Genomic DNA, 15,792 nt, shown 5'->3' on the forward strand with positions numbered 1-15,792 from the left:
ACCCCGAGCATCGCAGCTTTTGGCGAGAATAGCCCGATAGGGGAGCGGCAAGGATGCCGCTCGTTTTCGGAGGGCCAAGGATGGCCCTTCCGAAAACCCTCGCCAAAAGTGAGAAGCGCAGGAAATTGGCGAAATGTCGGGTGGCTTTTCTTTTGGTGACTTTTCTTTGGCCAAACAAAGAAAAGTTACTCGGCCGTCGGGCCGAGACCCGACATCTAAAACCATCCTCGCGATAGCGACACCAAATAAACAAACTCCTGTAAATCCAACAGACAACTCGAATCAATAGCCAAAACATGACCTCAATAAATCTCCCCATTTTCGGCCAAGGCTCCCAACCCGCCGAGGAAGACGGCGTCGAGCTGGAGTATCTGGCGATGCCGGAAGAAATGGCCACTTACCGGATGCCGCAGATTTCCATTGATCTGAACAACGCGGACTTGGCTCAGGCCAAACAGGTGCTGCAGCAACTCGAACAGGACTTAGCCACTTACCCGGCAGCCAGCGCAACCATAGACTTGATACCGCTGGATCAAACCAATCGCCAGTTCGTTGACGAACTGCTCGGCGAAGGCGAAGTCAGCATGTTGTGCGGCGGCGTGCAAACCCAGCGGATACAGGAATCGGTGCTGGCCGGCGTCTGGCGCTCGCAACGCCTCGACGCGCAAAAGCAGATCGTCACCGATACCTTGGAAGTCGGCATCATCCCGCAAGCCATCTTGCAAACCGCTTTTGCCGATGCCGTCGAGCATATCGATACCGACATGCGCGCGCTGCCGGACGGTGTGATGAACGCGCCGCCGCTGCTGGCCGAGTTAAATGCCAAGATCGCCACGTATCAACCGGGTGCCGAGGCGCATGTGATCAATTTAAGTTTGTTGCCGCAAACCGAGCAGGATTTGGCGCTTCTGGAACAGCGCTTGGGCCAGGGGACGGTGACTATTCTGTCGCGCGGTTACGGCAATTGCCGGATCGACGCCACGGCCACCCGTAATGTTTGGTGGGTGCGCTACTTCAATTCTCAGGATACCTTGATCCTCAACACTCTGGAAGTCAGCGACGTGCCCAATGTGGCTTGCGCCTCGGCGGAAGACATTGCCGACAGCCACCAGCGTTTGCAGGAAATTTTGCAGGTGTATTTGTGAGCGAAGGCTTCTTCGCCGGTGCTTACGGCGGCGATGCCGCCAACTTGCCGGCCGACGCCAAGCTGGAATGCAAGATTTGCTGGCATGTCTACGACCCAGCCGCAGGCGACGCCGTCTGGCAAGTGCTGCCCGGCACGTCCTTTGCCGACTTGCCGGACCATTGGAGCTGCCCACAATGCGGCGCGCCCAAACAGGGTTTTTTGGTGTTGGACGACTAAACATGCAATGGCAGGACGGCGAACAGATTAGACAGACGCTGGAGCGCGTGTTTAATGACATCCTCAGCCAGCGGATGCACGACGTGCCGGTAGTGAATCAAGTGCTGGCGGTGCGGGCGCTGGGTTTTAACCGCTACAACGCCAATTGGGCGGGGGTGTTGATTACGCCGTGGTTTATGAATGTGTTGCTGCTGCCGGGGCTGGAGAGCGCGTGGATAACGCAGCCACCCGGCAGCAAGTTTGAACAGGCATTTCCCTTCGGTAGTTTCGAATTTACGGTTGCCGATGAAGCGCAACTGGGGCGCTACGCGCAGTGTTCGTTGTTTTCGCCGATGTTTCAATTTGCCGATCAAGCGGCGGCAGAGGCTGCTGCCAACAGTGCGTTACAAGCGTTGTTGGCCGTACCCGCGCCGCGCGCGATGAGTCGCCGCGATTTGTTGCGCGGCAATTTGGTAAGACCTTAAGTGACGCCGGCGGGTGAGATTCATATCGAGCTGATGCATCGAGCCGGCCGGGTCGATTCGGTGACGATAGCTTCAACCCGGCCCGAGGCGGCGCGAGTGTTGGTGGATAAAACCCCGGAGCAGGTGTTGAGCATGGTGCCGCTGCTGTTTTCCTTATGCGGCAATGCTCAGGCCTACGCCGCGCTATTGGCTTGCCGCGCCGCCTTGGGATTGGCTGCCGAGCCGGTAGCCGACGCCGCTCGGGAAGGCTTGGTGCAACTGGAAGCCGTGCGGGAACACGCTTGGCGCATATTGCTGGACTGGCCGGCTTTGTTGGGACAGCCCGCAGATAAAGCCGCTATGGCGACCTTATTGAAACTGGACAGGCAATTTAAAGCGTGTTTGTTCGTCGATGGCGAGGCGTTTAGCTTGGATAGCCGCTTGCTGATCAATGTGCCGGGTTTTAATGGCTTGATTGCCGAGTTGACCGACTTAATCGATCGCGCGATTTTCGGCGGTGGCTTGGGCCGGTTTCTGGCGATTACTGACGCAGCGCAATTGCTCGATTTTGTGGCTGGCAACACGGGTTTGGCTGCCCAACTATTGAACGCCCTGTACCAACGGGATTGGTTGGCGCTGGGCAATAGTTCAGTGGCTTGTTTGCCGGAACTTGAATACGCCGAGTTGCATCAGCAGATGCACAACGCGGATTTATCGGCATTTTGCCTGGCCCCACAGTGGCAAGGCCGTTGTTACGAAGCGACGCCACTCAGTCGCCAACAAGCGCAGCCGTTGATCGCGGAATTACAAAGCCGATACGGCAGGGGTTTGTTGGTGCGGTTTGTGGCGGTATTGCTGGAAGTAACGGCTATTCCAAAGCACGTCGCTCCGCCCACTCGCGCGACAGTCGGCGGGGCAGGTGGTGTCGGTCTGGCGCAAGTGCAGGCCGCGCGCGGCTTGTTGATTCATCGTCTGGCCTTACGTCAAGGCCGGGTGTACGATTACCGCATTGTCGCGCCGACCGAATGGAATTTTCATCCCGACGGCGTGCTGGCCCAGGGTTTAAAGGCTTTGCAGGCGACCGATGCCGATGATTTGCGGCGACAGGCGGAATGGTTAATTCAGGCGGTGGACCCTTGCGTGGCCTATCGTGTGACATTGCATAAACAGTAGGCTACGCACCGCGTACCGTCGAGAGCTGGTAATCATCATGCACGAAATGTCGCTCTGCGAGAGCGTGTTACAGATCATCGAACAACAGGCCAAGGTCCAGCAATTTGCCAAGGTCAAAACCGTGTGGCTGGAGATTGGTGCCTTGTCCGGCGTGGAGCCGGAGGCGATGCAGTTTAGTTTTGAAGTGGTGATGCAAGGCTCCTTGGCCGCACAGGCCAAGCTGGAAATTATCCAAGTGCCGGGCGTGGCCTGGTGTATGCCGTGCGGCTGCGAGGTGCTGGTGCAACAGTTGTACGATGAATGCCCGCACTGTGGCAGTCATCAATTACAGATAGTCGACGGCGATCAAATGCGAATTAAAGAATTGGAGGTAGAGTAATGTGCGGCGTATGCGGCTGCGGCGAGGGCCATATTCACTCGCACGACGAACCACACGATCACGAGCATGCTCATGATCACCACCACGGTCATGACCACGGCCATCACCACCACGAACATACGGCAGAACACGCGCACGCGCCGGGCTTGACCCAAGCGCGGATGGTGCAGATAGAGCAGGATATTCTTGCGAAAAACAATCGCTATGCCGACGAAAACCGCCGTTATTTCAGTGAGCGCGGCATGCTGGCGTTGAACTTGGTGTCCAGCCCCGGCTCCGGCAAGACCACGCTGTTGACCGAAACGATACTGCGGTTAAAAGACGAGTTGAGCATGGCGGTGATCGAAGGCGACCAACAAACCGCGCGCGACGCCGACCGCATCCGCGCCACCGGCGTGCCGGCGCTGCAAATCAACACCGGCAAGGGCTGTCATCTGGACGCTCACCGGGTGGGCCATGGCTTGGAAAGTCTGAATCTGCCTGCGCAGAGCTTGTTGTTTATTGAAAACGTCGGCAACTTGGTCTGCCCGTCGGCGTTTGATTTGGGCGAAGCGCACAAAGTGGTGATTTTGTCGGTGACCGAAGGCGAGGACAAGCCGATCAAATACCCGGACATGTTCCATGCCGCCGATCTGATGATTTTAAACAAAACCGATCTGCTGCCTTATCTGGATTTTGATAGCGCGCAATGCATTCAATACGCTAAGCAGGTTAATCCGCGCATCAAGGTATTGTCGCTATCGGCCAAGACCGGCGAGGGCATGGAAAACTGGTTGACCTGGCTGCGGGCCGAGATGGCTTTGCAGCGCATAGCGTATGCTTAACGCTCTTTAACCCTTATTGCCGACACCACTATGTGCCTAGCCCTGCCTGCCCAAATTACCGACATCGATTTCACTACGCAGATGGCGATTGCCTCCGTGGACGGCGTCAAGGTCGAAGTCTCGCTGGCATTGGTCGATGATGTGAAAGTCGGCGATTACGTGCTGGTGCATGTCGGCTACGCGCTGAACAAGATCGACGAAGAAGAGGCGTTAAAAACCTTGGCGCTGTTTGCCGAAGCAGGTCTGACGGCGTCATGAAATACATAGACGAATTTCGTCAGCATGATCTGGCCCAGCAACTGGCTAACAGCATTGCGCAAACCGTTAATCCGGACCGCCATTACCGGTTGATGGAGTTTTGCGGCGGCCATACCCACGCGATTTTTCGTTACGGTGTGCAGGGTTTAATGCCGAGCAATGTCGAATTCATCCACGGCCCCGGTTGTCCGGTGTGCGTGTTGCCGACCGGGCGCATCGACAATGCCATTCAATTGGTCGAGCAGCACGAGGTGATACTTTGTACCTATGCCGATCTGATGCGGGTGCCGGGCGGCGTGGGTTCCCGACCCACTGCCGCACTTCCACCATCCATGGCGGTCGCCTCAAGCCGCAACAGCCTGTTGAAAGCCAAAGCGGCTGGCGGCGATATTCGTATGGTGTATTCCACGCAAGATGCGCTGAAAATCGCCCGCGACAATCCGGAACGGCAGGTGGTGTTTTTCGCCATCGGCTTTGAGACCACCACGCCACCGACTGCGGTTGCCATCAAACAGGCGCAGGCCGAGGGGCTGACTAATTTCTCGGTGTTTTGTAATCACGTGCTGACGCCGGCAGCGATGCAAGCCATTCTGGATGCGCCGGAGCCGGTACAAATCGACGCGTTTCTCGGCCCGTCGCACGTCAGCAGTGTGATCGGCAGCCGGCCTTACGAAACCTTTTCTGAGCACTACGCCAAGCCCATCGTCATCGCCGGGTTCGAGCCGCTGGACGTGATGCAATCGGCCTTGATGTTGATCCGCCAACTCAATGCCGGTCAGCATACAGTGGAAAACGAATACAGCCGCGCGGTGACCCGCGACGGCAATCTCAAAGCGCAAGCGTTGATGGCCGAGATATTCGAGTTACGGCCGCATTTTGAATGGCGCGGTTTGGGTTTGATTCCGCACAGTGCTTTGAAGTTAAAAGCTGATTACGCCGAGTTCGACGCCGAACAGCGCTTCGATATGCCAGCCATCCAAGCCAGCGATGTGAAAGGCTGCGAGTGTCCGGCTATCTTGCGCGGCGCGAAAAAGCCTCAGGATTGCAAACTGCTAGGCACCGTCTGCACCCCGGAAAACCCGATGGGCTCGTGTATGGTGTCGTCGGAAGGGGCTTGCGCGGCCTATTGGAGTTACGGACGGCTGCGGCAAAGTTAGAAAAAGCGGGCGCCGTGTAACGCCCGCTTGGGTGGCCCGTGTTTAGCGGACGCGGCGTGCGGCTTATTTATAGATTTCCGCTGCCGCCGCTTTCAGTTTGGCTTCGTCGCCTTGCATCGGTTTCATCATGGGGTTTGTCGAGGCTTTGGCACCGGCGACCAAATCGTCGGCGGTTTTGAATTTAGCTTTCAAGGCATCCACGGCCGGCGCGACCGAACCGTTATGGCAACCTTTGCAAGTAGCCGCCGCATCGGCGCTGGCCAGTGAAGGCGTGATGGCAACAGCTGCCAGTGTCAATAAAGCGAGTAGATTTGTTTTCATGAACGTTACCTCGTGTTAATTATTATTTTTAGACTACGGTCCTGACAGTCGCTCAGACCGCTGGTGCGGATGATTTTAGGCATCGGCATGGGTTTTCTACCATAGCCGGAAATTCCAGGCAATCGCTTAAGGGTTTGGGAGAGGCGATAACCGGTGTCGCGGGGTATGGCGAGTCTGGTCATGCCGTATATTGACGGGCATTGAATAACTGTTCTAGAAAGTGACGGGCTGCGCTGGTGTTCAGTAAACCGCGTCGTGATCGCCAATATTGATGGGAATAATCCGACCGTCTTCGATCAATAATTCCAGGGTAATGCGGTAGGACAAATTGATGGAAACCGAATGCAGCCCAGCCAACTTGCCTTGTAACGGATGCAAACGGAGCGACGGGTGAAACGGATTGGCTTCCAGTAACTGTAAGGTCTTTAAGTACGGTTGCCGTAGTGCCGGATGGCGTTTGATAAAGCGTGCGGCTTTTTTGTTGTATTGCTCGGTAAAAACCAAGGCATACGCCATTACAGGGTGTCCAGTCGCGCCAAATGCGCTTCCGGCGACTCCTGCGTGAAGCGGCCGGCCGTCAAATCCGCGCGGGTTTGCGCCAGCGCCGCATCCAGTTCGCATTCGCGCAAATAGTGGTAATGGGCGATGTCCATCACCACAAAACGCTCCTTGCCGCGCACCGACACCACCGCTTCCGGTGCCTCGGCCAGCGCCGCCTCGATAGCAGCGACACCTTTGGTTTTTAAATCGTTGGCGCTAATGTGCGACATCCGCATTCCCGTCAGTTAAGTTAGGTGTTAATGGTGTGCTTAATCGTGTGATTAATCAAGCGATCTTTTATACTCAGAAAAGCAGGGCTATATGTCGCTCAGCATCTACTGCCTGTACACCATTGGGCATGGAAGGCCCTTTTGGGCTTGTTTCAAACGTGCTTGAGCTGCGGTTGAACGCGCGTATCTAAATGGATACAATTGACCCATGAATTATGTTGTGCAGCAAACGGAATCGTTTGCAAAATGGCTGGCGTCTTTAAAAGACCTGCGCGCCAAAACTGCAATCTACCGCCGCATTGACAGGGCGCAGGCCGGCAATCTTGGCGACACCAAAGCGGTGGGCGAAGGTGTTTGCGAGATGCGCATTGATCTCGGTGCGGGTTACCGCGTTTATTACACAATACGAAACGGCATGATGATTATTTTGTTGGCCGGCGGCGATAAGTCCAGCCAACAGTCTGATATTCAACGTGCGATTAAACTGGCTAAAGAGGTTTGAAACATGAGCGAACAACTACTGCCCTTCGATATGGCCACGCTATTGGATAGCGACGAAGCAGTCAGCGAATACCTTAACCAAGTGCTGGAAGAAGGCGATAGCGACGAACTGATCAGAGCCTTGGGCTATATCGCCAAAGCCAAAGGCATGGCCATGATCGCCAAGGAATCCGGCCTGGGCCGCGAAAGTTTGTACAAGGCGCTGGCCCCCGGTGCAAAACCGCGCTTCGACACGGTGTTGAAGGTTATCCGGGCATTGGGGGTTAAATTACATGCCGAACCGGTTTGATGCCGTGCTCGTCCGCGAGCGATGCGCTTCGTTTGTGCTCAGCACCTTCTACGGCTGATGAATATCTTTATCGATGAATCTGGGTCGTTTGTGAATGCCCCTAAGCCAGGATCATGGAATTCTATTGCCGCTTATATGACTCCAGAAGGTGATAGGAAAAATCTTCGAGAAATCGTGAAAAGGCTTAAGCGATTAGCTGGAGAGCCACACAACGTTGAGGTCAAACTCAATCGACTCACTGAGTCCCAATACTTTGACTTTCTGAGTCGACTTGGTGACCTTCACGGTGTCTTATTTTCCGTTGCAACCGATGCCGGGTTAAATGAGCTCGCAGAAATAACTGACCATCAAAGGGGGCAGGTGGAGAAAATTACGGAACATAAGGACAAGATGCACCACGAGACTGCTCGCGAAGGTATTCAGACTCTTTCGGAAAAGTTAGCGGCCCTTGCTCCACAACTCTATATTCAACTTCAATGTCAAGTTTGTCTGCTAGATACCGTTGTCAGAAATGGCGTTCTCTACTTCGCTCAAAGGCAACCAAAACATCTTGGAAGGTTCCGATGGCGAATAGATCAAAAAAATTCAAGTCGAACAGAATATGAAAAGTCGTTTGTATCGCTGACACCGGCATTTCTTCAGACAAGCTCTCTCTCCGAGCCGATGATAATGCTGACGGACGCTGATTATTCGGCATTTGACCGATTCAGTTACTCAGCAAGTGAGCGGCCAACATACTTAAAGGACGCCTACGGTATCAAAATACACGAAAACGGTCCGGTTACTAACATCGGTATGTTGATCCGAAAAGACATTGATTTTGTTGATTCGAAACAAGATCAGGGTGTTCAAGTAGCTGACCTTCTTGCTTCCGGTATTCGACGATGCTTAAGGCAGGAGTTTAGTAATAACGAGCTTGCGGCTCACTTATTGGGGCGACTGATGGTGCAAAACATACGAAAGCAGCCTCCCATAAGTTTTTTAGGATTCACAAAAATGGAAAACCGGCTGCCAGAGGCGGAGACGCGACTGTCTAATATTATGGAGCGTAGCGCTAGGAACATGATCGTTTGTGTATGATTACGCCAAGTAGATACTGCGTGCACTATTTCCGATTCAGCCAAAAAAGGTATGCACCGCATACCTTTTTTGCGCTCCATTTATCGTGGTCTCATAGGTACGCAGTGCGTACCCTACATAGTCGCCCCTGAAAAGCCACAAATTCACGGCTAAAGCATTGAAACACAATAAATAATTGAAGAAAAAGACGGGCAATAATTGCAAGAAATTAGTAAAATAGATATTAATTTCTTGCAAATTTTTATCGAAAATGAAGCCAAAATCCCAAGAAAGTAGCGGCCAAATCGATCTATTCAACACACCACTGGCCGACCTGTTGAATCCGAAGCATGAGCTTTACCAACTGGCAAATTTGATCGATTGGAAAGTACTGGATGATGCGTTCGGTGAATTTTTTACCGAGAACCAAGGCGCTCCGGCGTTGCCAACGCGTCTTATTGCCGGGCTTCATTACCTCAAACATGCGTTTGCACGCTCGGACGAAGCGGTCGTGGCACAGTGGCTTGAAAATCCCTATTGGCAATATTTTTGTGGCGAAGAGTATTTCCAACACCAGATACCTTGCCACCCCACGTCACTGACCTATTGGCGAAAACGGATCGGAGAAGAAGGTTGCGAGTGGATGTTATCGGTGACGATCCAGGCTGGCGTAGCCAGCAAGACCGTGAAGAAACAGGATTTTGAATCGGTGACGGTTGATAGCACGGTGCAAGAGAAAGCCATCACGTATCCGACCGATGGAAAATTGTATGAACGCTGTCGCCAGCACATGGTACGTCTGGCTGAGCAGCATGAGATTACACTACGGCAGAACTACAACCGCAAAGCCCCCTATTTGCTGATGATGGCGAACCGGTACAGTCATGCCAAGCAAATGAAGCGCAAACGCAAAATGCTCAAACAGCTCAAAACTTTGGTGGGTCGGGTTTACCGAGATATCGAGCGCCAATTGACGGATCAATCCGATGCAGTCAAATTGGCTTTTAAAGAGACGCTAGAGAAAACCCAACGGATTTTGAACCAACAACCCCAGGATAAAAACAAGCTGTACAGTTTCCACGCCACGGAAGTCGAATGCATTTCCAAAGGCAAAGTCCACAAGAAGTATGAATTCGGCGTCAAAGTGGGCATCACCGTCACCAACAAAAGTAATTTTGTGCTCGGCGCCCGCAGCTTTTCCGGTAATCCCTACGATGGACACACCCTGGAATCGTGTCTGGAACAGGCGGAGATTCTAAGCGGTACACGCGCAAAAGAAGCTTTTGTGGATTTAGGATACCGTGGTGTCGAGGTCCCGAACGTGACCATTTACAAAGCCCGGCAAAAGAGAGGAATAAACACCCGGCGACTCAAACGCGCCCTCAAACGCCGCAATGCCATCGAACCCGTCATCGGGCACCTCAAAAACGACGGATTGCTGGGCCGCAATTACCTGAAAGGCGAACTGGGCGATGCCATGCATGCCATCTTATGCGGTGCTGGCCACAATATCCGTATGATCCTCAGGCAGTTGAGGATTTTTTTGCCTCATTTTTGGAGACCGCCATGTCGGATTTTGGCGCGGCCATTGAGCGCGCCGTTTTTATTGTCGGCCTGAATGCTGGTGTTCGGAAAATATCGGCTTTTTCAGGGACGACTACATATAATCCACTCGCCCGATCTTCAATAACTCAAACCCATGTCCTACTCACATCCACTCAACCTCAAATCCGGCCAAGTCGATCTTACCCACGGTGGTGGCGGCCGCGCTATGGCGCAGTTAATAGCCGAATTGTTCATCAAGCATTTCGATAACGATTTACTGCGCCGGCAGAACGATCAGGCCTTGTTCGACGTGCCGGCCGGGCGTCTGGCGATCAGCACCGACGGCCATGTGATTTCGCCGCTGTTTTTTCCGGGCGGCGACATCGGTTCGCTGGCGGTGCATGGCACGGTCAACGACGTGGCAATGTCCGGCGCCAAACCGCTTTACCTGAGCGCCGGCTTCATATTGGAAGAGGGCTTGCCGCTGGCCGACCTGGAACGCGTCGTCATCAGCATGGCCGCCGCCGCCAAGGTCGCCGGCACGCCGATTGTCACCGGCGACACCAAGGTGGTGGAGCGCGGCAAGGGCGACGGCGTGTTCATCACCACCACCGGCGTCGGCATTGTGCCGGACGGGGTCAACATAAGCGGCGACCGTGCCGAAGCCGGTTGCTCGATTTTGCTCAGTGGCAGTATCGGCGACCACGGTGTGGCGATCATGGCCAGCCGCGAGAATCTGCAATTTGAAACCAGCATCGTTTCCGACTCAGCGGCGCTGCACGGTTTGGTGGCCGATATGGTGGCCGTGGCACCGGCGGCGATACGCTGTTTGCGCGATCCGACGCGGGGCGGTTTGGCGACGGTCTTGAACGAACTGGCCGGCCAATCCTGCGTCGGCATGGTCATCGACGAGGCGGCGATTCCGGTCAAAGCTCAGGTCAAGGCGGCCTGCGAAATCCTCGGCCTCGATCCGCTGTATGTCGCCAACGAAGGCAAACTGGTGTGCATCTGCGACGCTGCTGTCGCCGAGACCTTGTTGGCGGCGATGCACCAGCATCCCTTGGGTCGCGACGCGGCCATCATCGGCGAAGTCATTGCCGACCCGCATCATTTCGTGCAAATGACCACCGCTTTTGGCGGCCGACGCATCGTCGATTGGCCGGTCGGCGAACAACTGCCGCGTATCTGCTGATGCCCGGCAAAGCCATCCGCGCGCGCGGCGTGGTGCAGGGCGTCGGGTTTAGGCCGGCGATTTGGCATCTGGCGCGCGAATTCGGTTTGGCGGGTTCAGTGTGGAACGACGCCGAGGGCGTGATGATTCATGTTTATGGCGACGCGGCCGCTCTGGAAGGCTTCGCCGCCGTCATTCCCAAACAGCTGCCGGCGTTGGCGCGTTTAGATACCTTGGAAATCACTGATTTAACCGGGGAGGCGGCGCACAGCGAATTTCGTATTGTCGCCAGTCAATCCGGCCGCGCCGAAACGGCAATCGCCGCCGATGCCGCAACCTGCCCGGCTTGTCTGGCCGAAATTGCCGATCCCAGCAACCGCCGCCATCGTTACCCGTTCACCAATTGCACGCACTGCGGCCCACGTTTGTCCATCGTCAAGCGAGTGCCTTACGACCGTTGCCATACCAGCATGGCGGCATTTACGATGTGTTCGGAATGCCAGCGCGAATACGACGATCCGGCCGATAGACGCTTTCATGCCCAGGCCAATTGTTGTCCGGTGTGTGGGCCTAGGTTGTGGTTGGAGGCGGCCATCGTTCCGACGCCCAGCCAGGGAATGCAGCCGGAGCCGCTAGGCGGTTCGGGACGCTGGAGCGTCCAAGACGCGGTTCCCACGCGGAGCGTGGGAACCATGAGCAGCATGAACGGTATCATCCACCAAACCGCAGACCTGATGCGTCAAGGCTACATAGTCGCCATCAAAGGTTTGGGCGGTTTTCATCTGGCTTGCGATGCAAACAATACCAGGGCGGCGGACGAACTGCGTCGCCGCAAGCGCCGTTACAGCAAGCCGTTTGCGTTGATGGCGCGGGACGTCGACACGATACGACACTATGCGGCAATTAACGACCTCGAGCTGATCGCGCTGCAGTCGACAGCCGCGCCGATTGTGCTGCTGCAAGCGACCGGGGAACAATTGGCGCAAGGTATTGCGCCCGGCGACGATAAACTCGGTTTCATGCTGCCGTACACACCGCTGCACGCGTTATTGCTGGCCGAATTGGGCGCCCCCATCGTGCTGACCTCCGGCAATGTGTCAGATGAGCCGCAATGCATCAGTAACGACGAAGCTCGGGAAAAGCTGGTCGGCATCGCTGATTTTTTGTTGCTGCACGACCGCGCTATCGTCAACCGTCTGGACGATTCGGTGGCGCGGTTGATGGCCGGCGAGATCCGCCTATTACGCCGGGCGCGCGGCTACGCGCCGGAAGCGCTGACATTGCCCAAGGGTTTCGAATCCGCTGCGCCGGTGCTGGCCATGGGTGCGGAATTGAAAAACAGCTTTTGTTTGCTGAAAAACGGCCAAGCGCTGGTCAGCCAACACATCGGCGATCTGGAAAATGCCGCTGTGCAACAAGATTATCGCCATACCATTGCGCTATATCGGCAACTGCATGCTTTTACGCCTAGTTGCCTTGCCATCGACAGTCATGACGGTTATCTATCAAACCAGTACGGCCGGCAACTGGCCGCCGAAACCGGTTTGCAAGTCGTCAGCGTCCAACATCATCATGCCCATCTTGCGGCTTGTCTGGCCGAACATGGCGTTGATTTGGACGCACCGCCGGTATTGGCGGCGATCTTCGACGGCTTGGGTTTAGGCGAAAACGGTGAGTTATGGGGCGGCGAATTTTTGCTGGGCGATTACCGTGAATACACCCGGCTCGGGCATTTTCAGCCCATCGCCTTACCGGGCGGCGCTCAGGCGATGCGCGAACCTTGGCGGAATACTTATGCGCAATTGCGGCATTATTTCGATTGGCAGATTTTACAGCGCGATTATGCGGACTTGGACATCATGCCGTTGTTGGCGGGTAAACCTTTGGCGACGCTAGACACGATGCTGACAAAAAATCTCAACTCGCCGCTTAGCAGTTCCTGCGGCCGTTGGTTCGATGCTTTCGCGGCCGCATTAGGCTTACATGCCGAACGGGTTGATTACGAAGGCCAGGCAGCGATTGCCTTGGAAGTTTTGGCGACGCCGCTATTTGTCGAAGAACAGGCTTACCTGGAATCCTGGAATATGGAGCGGAGTGGCGATTTTTTGGTATTGAGTTGGCGAGGCTTATGGCAAGCGGTATTGGACGATCTGACACGCGGCACCGACAAAGCCAGCATCGCCGCTCGTATCCATCACACCCTCGGCGCAGCAACGGTCGATGTGCTGAATCGATTGAGTAGTCAAACCGGCGCAGATAGCATTGTCTTGAGCGGTGGGGTATTTCAAAACCGCTTGTTGCTGGAAGCGGTCAGCGAGCAATTGCGCCAACACGGCAAAACCGTATTGTCGCCGCAACGCTATCCAATGAATGATGGTGGTCTGGCTTTGGGTCAGGCGATGGCGGCGGCGCGGTCAGTTTCACGGGGGGCTACGCTACTAGTTGACCAATAATTGCCTAATAATATTTATTAAAGCCGGGCTAAATGCCGGTAATTGTCCAGTGTAATTGGGTTGTTTTAAATCATCGGCCAAAATATTTAATAGCTCTTCATTGGGTGGTAACAAATCGTCAGGCGTAATGCCTGCACCAAAGATCAAACTATCCACCAACACCTTACGTTCTTCTCGAATAGCTAGTGTATCCAGCGCCAATACCTCAATAGCTTCCGACGCACGCTCAGTTTTACCTTCTACCTTGCCCGATAAAAGATAGCGAAGCTCGGTCTCGCATTCCGGCATTAATGGAGTTAACAGCAAGTCTTTTGATCCACGTGCTTGATTACAGCGTCTCGGAGTATTGCAAGAAGCGACGATATTGGCAAAATCTACCGTCAGATTGGGCGCCGCTCGTTGACTAACGAGGTGTTCGTTATTGCTGTTAGTCTTATCGATTTGTTTGCAGCAATATGCGCACAAACCAAACTGTTCTTTTATCGCTGCTTGGCGGATAGCTCGTCGGGTAGATTTGCCTTGTTCAGAGTTATCTAATTCTTGGTACCGTCCATGCGGGTTGGCTTTTTTCCAAGTGGTTAGTTCGATTGGTTCCTGTCCTTTAGCGATTAGCCGCACGTTGCGCCTCCAGGCGTCTGATCAGCAGTTTCGCTTTATTTAATTCCAGGTTGTCGATAGAAATTTTTTGTTCGAGGTCGGCTAATAGTGTTTTTGCCTCTTCTAATTTTCCGTCTTGCAGGTTATCACGCAAGTCGTCGAAAGCCTCCTGAATATTGGCATTGCGGATGTCGGCATCCATGTCCTGTAGCAACACCTGATTGACATCCATGCCGTACAGATTATCCAGTTTTTGCAATACCCCATTATCCAGTGAATAACACAGCAGATCAGGCGATTCGCTGATGACGATAGGCGAATGAGTGCTTAGTACGAATTGGCAGTTCGGAAAGGTCTTGTTCAGGTTGCCGATGATGGCGCGTTGCCAATTAGGATGAAGATGTAGATCGATTTCGTCGATTAAAACAATGCCATAGCCTTCCAGTGGATTTTCCAAAGCCGGATTCATAATGGCCAAACGTCTGGCGATGTCTCCTACTAAAGCCATCATTGACTTTTCGCCTTGTGAAAGTTGAGTGACATCCAAGGTCTTACCGTGCTTTTCCACCAACATTTGTAAGCGAGGCTTACGCTGAATGCGCAACATCTCAAATTGTGGCATGAAGGAATTGATCGCCGAACGTACAGCATTTAATTGCCTGTCTTTAGTCGAGGCATTTACTTTATCTATAGTGTTGAATTTGAAAGTCAACATCATATTTTGATACTCGTCCCCATACAAACTGGCCATATAATCATCGATATTACTGTACTGAGCGGGAACAGGTTGATTTCTGAACTTATCAAAAATATCGGAAATTTTTTGTATTTGCGCTTCGTTTTCATAATCTTCACGATCACGAAACCATTCAAAAAATCGGCGAAAATCTACTCCTTGCTGTAAGGCATTGTCGTAACCATCTAGCTGACCAAAACTATGTCGGGTTTTGATCTTCAAAGGAATATCCAGTACCACCCGTTCAACCGGATAATAAGCAATTAAGGGTAATGCGGCACTCGTCGGGGCTAATGCTAATTGTGCTTGGAAGCTAAGTGCTAAGCGACTAGCGTCATGGAGCAGGCTAGATGATATTTTCGAGCTACCTCGTGAGGTTTTTGCAACTCGCCAAAAATATAAGTCTTCCTGATATTGCAGCTGCAAACCAATGTCTGCATAGGGTTGCCCATTATGTATATCGCTGTCAGAAATTGGGCTGCCATTGCCGTTAGTTCGGTTAATCCGAGCCACCAGCCAACTCAAATTGATTTTCAGTGCATCCAAAATCGCGGTTTTGCCTGCACCGTTGTTCCCAATCAAAACTACTGTCTTACTTGGTTGCCCATCTCTAGCTTCGTCCATAAATGGAATCGCTAGATCGGTAAATCCACGAAAGTTATTTAGGGTAAGCTGTTTAATATACATGAAATATTGGTATTAGATTTTTGGCTTTTCAAGATTTTATCATGCAGCGATAGGCTTGATTCTAGT

19 protein-coding genes are annotated in these 15,792 nt (G+C 53.5%); 14 read left to right on the forward strand and 5 right to left on the reverse strand.

The window, feature by feature from the left end:
* The first annotated feature begins 296 nt into the window (after positions 1 to 296).
* From EBB_RS06905 to hypD, 8 genes are read left to right on the forward strand one after another with little or no spacing between them, the layout of a single operon-like run.
* Positions 297 to 1,145: a hydrogenase expression/formation protein gene (locus EBB_RS06905; protein ID WP_192393035.1), complete on the forward strand. Its 849-nt coding sequence runs from the start codon at positions 297 to 299 to the stop codon at positions 1,143 to 1,145.
* Positions 1,142 to 1,363 (forward strand): rubredoxin, encoded by a 222-nt coding sequence (locus EBB_RS06910; protein WP_192393036.1) that lies wholly within the window; start codon positions 1,142 to 1,144, stop codon positions 1,361 to 1,363. Before EBB_RS06905 ends, EBB_RS06910 begins: the two co-directional genes overlap by 4 nt.
* A 2-nt stretch (positions 1,364 to 1,365) precedes the next feature.
* Entirely contained in the window at positions 1,366 to 1,827 is a 462-nt protein-coding gene (gene hybE, locus EBB_RS06915; protein ID WP_192393037.1) for a [NiFe]-hydrogenase assembly chaperone HybE, read from the forward strand.
* Positions 1,828 to 2,979, forward strand: coding sequence for a nickel-dependent hydrogenase large subunit (locus tag EBB_RS06920; RefSeq protein WP_192393038.1), 1,152 nt, complete (start codon positions 1,828 to 1,830; stop codon positions 2,977 to 2,979).
* Positions 2,980 to 3,016: 37 nt separating this feature from the next.
* Positions 3,017 to 3,358: a hydrogenase maturation nickel metallochaperone HypA gene (gene hypA / locus EBB_RS06925; RefSeq protein WP_192393039.1), complete on the forward strand. Its 342-nt coding sequence runs from the start codon at positions 3,017 to 3,019 to the stop codon at positions 3,356 to 3,358.
* A complete protein-coding gene (gene hypB / locus EBB_RS06930) occupies positions 3,358 to 4,182 on the forward strand; it encodes a hydrogenase nickel incorporation protein HypB (RefSeq protein ID WP_192393040.1) in 825 nt (274 codons plus the stop codon). Before hypA ends, hypB begins: the two co-directional genes overlap by 1 nt.
* Positions 4,183 to 4,212: 30 nt before the next feature.
* Positions 4,213 to 4,440: a HypC/HybG/HupF family hydrogenase formation chaperone gene (locus tag EBB_RS06935; protein WP_192393041.1), complete on the forward strand. Its 228-nt coding sequence runs from the start codon at positions 4,213 to 4,215 to the stop codon at positions 4,438 to 4,440.
* Positions 4,437 to 5,597, forward strand: a complete 1,161-nt coding sequence (gene hypD / locus EBB_RS06940) for a hydrogenase formation protein HypD (protein WP_192393042.1) — start codon at positions 4,437 to 4,439, stop codon at positions 5,595 to 5,597. The genes EBB_RS06935 and hypD overlap by 4 nt, the downstream gene beginning before the upstream one ends.
* A 63-nt stretch (positions 5,598 to 5,660) precedes the next feature.
* Here hypD and EBB_RS06945 read toward each other — a convergent pair whose 3' ends face one another.
* The 3 genes from EBB_RS06945 to EBB_RS06955 all read right to left on the reverse strand — a co-directional run bounded on the left by EBB_RS06945 (position 5,661) and on the right by EBB_RS06955 (position 6,688).
* A complete protein-coding gene (locus EBB_RS06945) occupies positions 5,661 to 5,918 on the reverse strand; it encodes a hypothetical protein (RefSeq protein WP_192393043.1) in 258 nt (85 codons plus the stop codon).
* A gap of 240 nt (positions 5,919 to 6,158) precedes the next feature.
* Positions 6,159 to 6,434, reverse strand: a complete 276-nt coding sequence (locus EBB_RS06950; RefSeq protein WP_192393044.1) for a type II toxin-antitoxin system RelE/ParE family toxin — start codon at positions 6,432 to 6,434, stop codon at positions 6,159 to 6,161.
* A complete protein-coding gene (locus EBB_RS06955; RefSeq protein WP_192393045.1) occupies positions 6,434 to 6,688 on the reverse strand; it encodes a type II toxin-antitoxin system Phd/YefM family antitoxin in 255 nt (84 codons plus the stop codon). The genes EBB_RS06950 and EBB_RS06955 overlap by 1 nt, the downstream gene beginning before the upstream one ends.
* A 208-nt stretch (positions 6,689 to 6,896) precedes the next feature.
* On the opposite strand from EBB_RS06955, the gene EBB_RS06960 reads away from it, so the two are divergent.
* From EBB_RS06960 to hypF, 6 genes are all read left to right on the forward strand, one after another.
* Complete coding sequence (locus tag EBB_RS06960) at positions 6,897 to 7,190, forward strand: type II toxin-antitoxin system RelE/ParE family toxin (protein WP_192393046.1); 294 nt, start codon at positions 6,897 to 6,899, stop codon at positions 7,188 to 7,190.
* A 3-nt stretch (positions 7,191 to 7,193) separates the two neighbouring features.
* Positions 7,194 to 7,478: an addiction module antidote protein gene (locus EBB_RS06965; RefSeq protein WP_192393047.1), complete on the forward strand. Its 285-nt coding sequence runs from the start codon at positions 7,194 to 7,196 to the stop codon at positions 7,476 to 7,478.
* A gap of 57 nt (positions 7,479 to 7,535) precedes the next feature.
* Complete coding sequence (locus EBB_RS06970; protein WP_192393048.1) at positions 7,536 to 8,558, forward strand: DUF3800 domain-containing protein; 1,023 nt, start codon at positions 7,536 to 7,538, stop codon at positions 8,556 to 8,558.
* A 250-nt stretch (positions 8,559 to 8,808) separates the two neighbouring features.
* On the forward strand, positions 8,809 to 10,155 hold the full coding sequence (locus EBB_RS06975) for an IS5 family transposase (protein WP_225587194.1): 1,347 nt from the start codon (positions 8,809 to 8,811) through the stop codon (positions 10,153 to 10,155).
* A gap of 81 nt (positions 10,156 to 10,236) precedes the next feature.
* Positions 10,237 to 11,274 carry a hydrogenase expression/formation protein HypE gene (hypE, locus tag EBB_RS06980; RefSeq protein WP_192393049.1) on the forward strand — a complete coding sequence of 346 codons (1,038 nt, stop codon included), beginning with the start codon at positions 10,237 to 10,239 and terminating at the stop codon, positions 11,272 to 11,274.
* The gene (gene hypF / locus EBB_RS06985; RefSeq protein ID WP_192393050.1) at positions 11,274 to 13,706 is read left to right on the forward strand and encodes a carbamoyltransferase HypF; all 2,433 of its coding nucleotides are present in this window, start codon (positions 11,274 to 11,276) and stop codon (positions 13,704 to 13,706) included. Before hypE ends, hypF begins: the two co-directional genes overlap by 1 nt.
* Here the strand turns inward: hypF and EBB_RS06990 are convergent.
* Positions 13,692 to 14,324: a retron system putative HNH endonuclease gene (locus tag EBB_RS06990; RefSeq protein ID WP_192393051.1), complete on the reverse strand. Its 633-nt coding sequence runs from the start codon at positions 14,322 to 14,324 to the stop codon at positions 13,692 to 13,694. The genes hypF and EBB_RS06990 overlap by 15 nt on opposite strands.
* Positions 14,308 to 15,726, reverse strand: a complete 1,419-nt coding sequence (locus EBB_RS06995; protein WP_192393052.1) for an AAA family ATPase — start codon at positions 15,724 to 15,726, stop codon at positions 14,308 to 14,310. The genes EBB_RS06990 and EBB_RS06995 overlap by 17 nt, the downstream gene beginning before the upstream one ends.
* Between the last annotated feature and the right edge of the window lie 66 nt (positions 15,727 to 15,792).

Origin of the sequence: Methylomonas fluvii, assembly GCF_014850975.1 — a bacterium.
Lineage (GTDB): Bacteria > Pseudomonadota > Gammaproteobacteria > Methylococcales > Methylomonadaceae > Methylomonas > Methylomonas fluvii.

Coding starts and splice junctions, on each gene's coding strand:
- hypB (WP_192393040.1), top strand. CDS start 3,358: ATGTGCGGCGTATGCGGCTGCGGCGAGGGCCATATTCACTCGCACGAC.
- EBB_RS06935 (WP_192393041.1), top strand. CDS start 4,213: ATGTGCCTAGCCCTGCCTGCCCAAATTACCGACATCGATTTCACTACG.
- EBB_RS06945 (WP_192393043.1), bottom strand. CDS start 5,918: ATGAAAACAAATCTACTCGCTTTATTGACACTGGCAGCTGTTGCCATC.
- hypE (WP_192393049.1), top strand. CDS start 10,237: ATGTCCTACTCACATCCACTCAACCTCAAATCCGGCCAAGTCGATCTT.
- EBB_RS06955 (WP_192393045.1), bottom strand. CDS start 6,688: ATGTCGCACATTAGCGCCAACGATTTAAAAACCAAAGGTGTCGCTGCT.
- EBB_RS06995 (WP_192393052.1), bottom strand. CDS start 15,726: ATGTATATTAAACAGCTTACCCTAAATAACTTTCGTGGATTTACCGAT.
- EBB_RS06970 (WP_192393048.1), top strand. CDS start 7,536: ATGAATATCTTTATCGATGAATCTGGGTCGTTTGTGAATGCCCCTAAG.
- EBB_RS06960 (WP_192393046.1), top strand. CDS start 6,897: ATGAATTATGTTGTGCAGCAAACGGAATCGTTTGCAAAATGGCTGGCG.
- hypD (WP_192393042.1), top strand. CDS start 4,437: ATGAAATACATAGACGAATTTCGTCAGCATGATCTGGCCCAGCAACTG.
- hybE (WP_192393037.1), top strand. CDS start 1,366: ATGCAATGGCAGGACGGCGAACAGATTAGACAGACGCTGGAGCGCGTG.
- EBB_RS06965 (WP_192393047.1), top strand. CDS start 7,194: ATGAGCGAACAACTACTGCCCTTCGATATGGCCACGCTATTGGATAGC.
- hypA (WP_192393039.1), top strand. CDS start 3,017: ATGCACGAAATGTCGCTCTGCGAGAGCGTGTTACAGATCATCGAACAA.
- EBB_RS06905 (WP_192393035.1), top strand. CDS start 297: ATGACCTCAATAAATCTCCCCATTTTCGGCCAAGGCTCCCAACCCGCC.
- EBB_RS06950 (WP_192393044.1), bottom strand. CDS start 6,434: ATGGCGTATGCCTTGGTTTTTACCGAGCAATACAACAAAAAAGCCGCA.
- hypF (WP_192393050.1), top strand. CDS start 11,274: ATGCCCGGCAAAGCCATCCGCGCGCGCGGCGTGGTGCAGGGCGTCGGG.
- EBB_RS06975 (WP_225587194.1), top strand. CDS start 8,809: ATGAAGCCAAAATCCCAAGAAAGTAGCGGCCAAATCGATCTATTCAAC.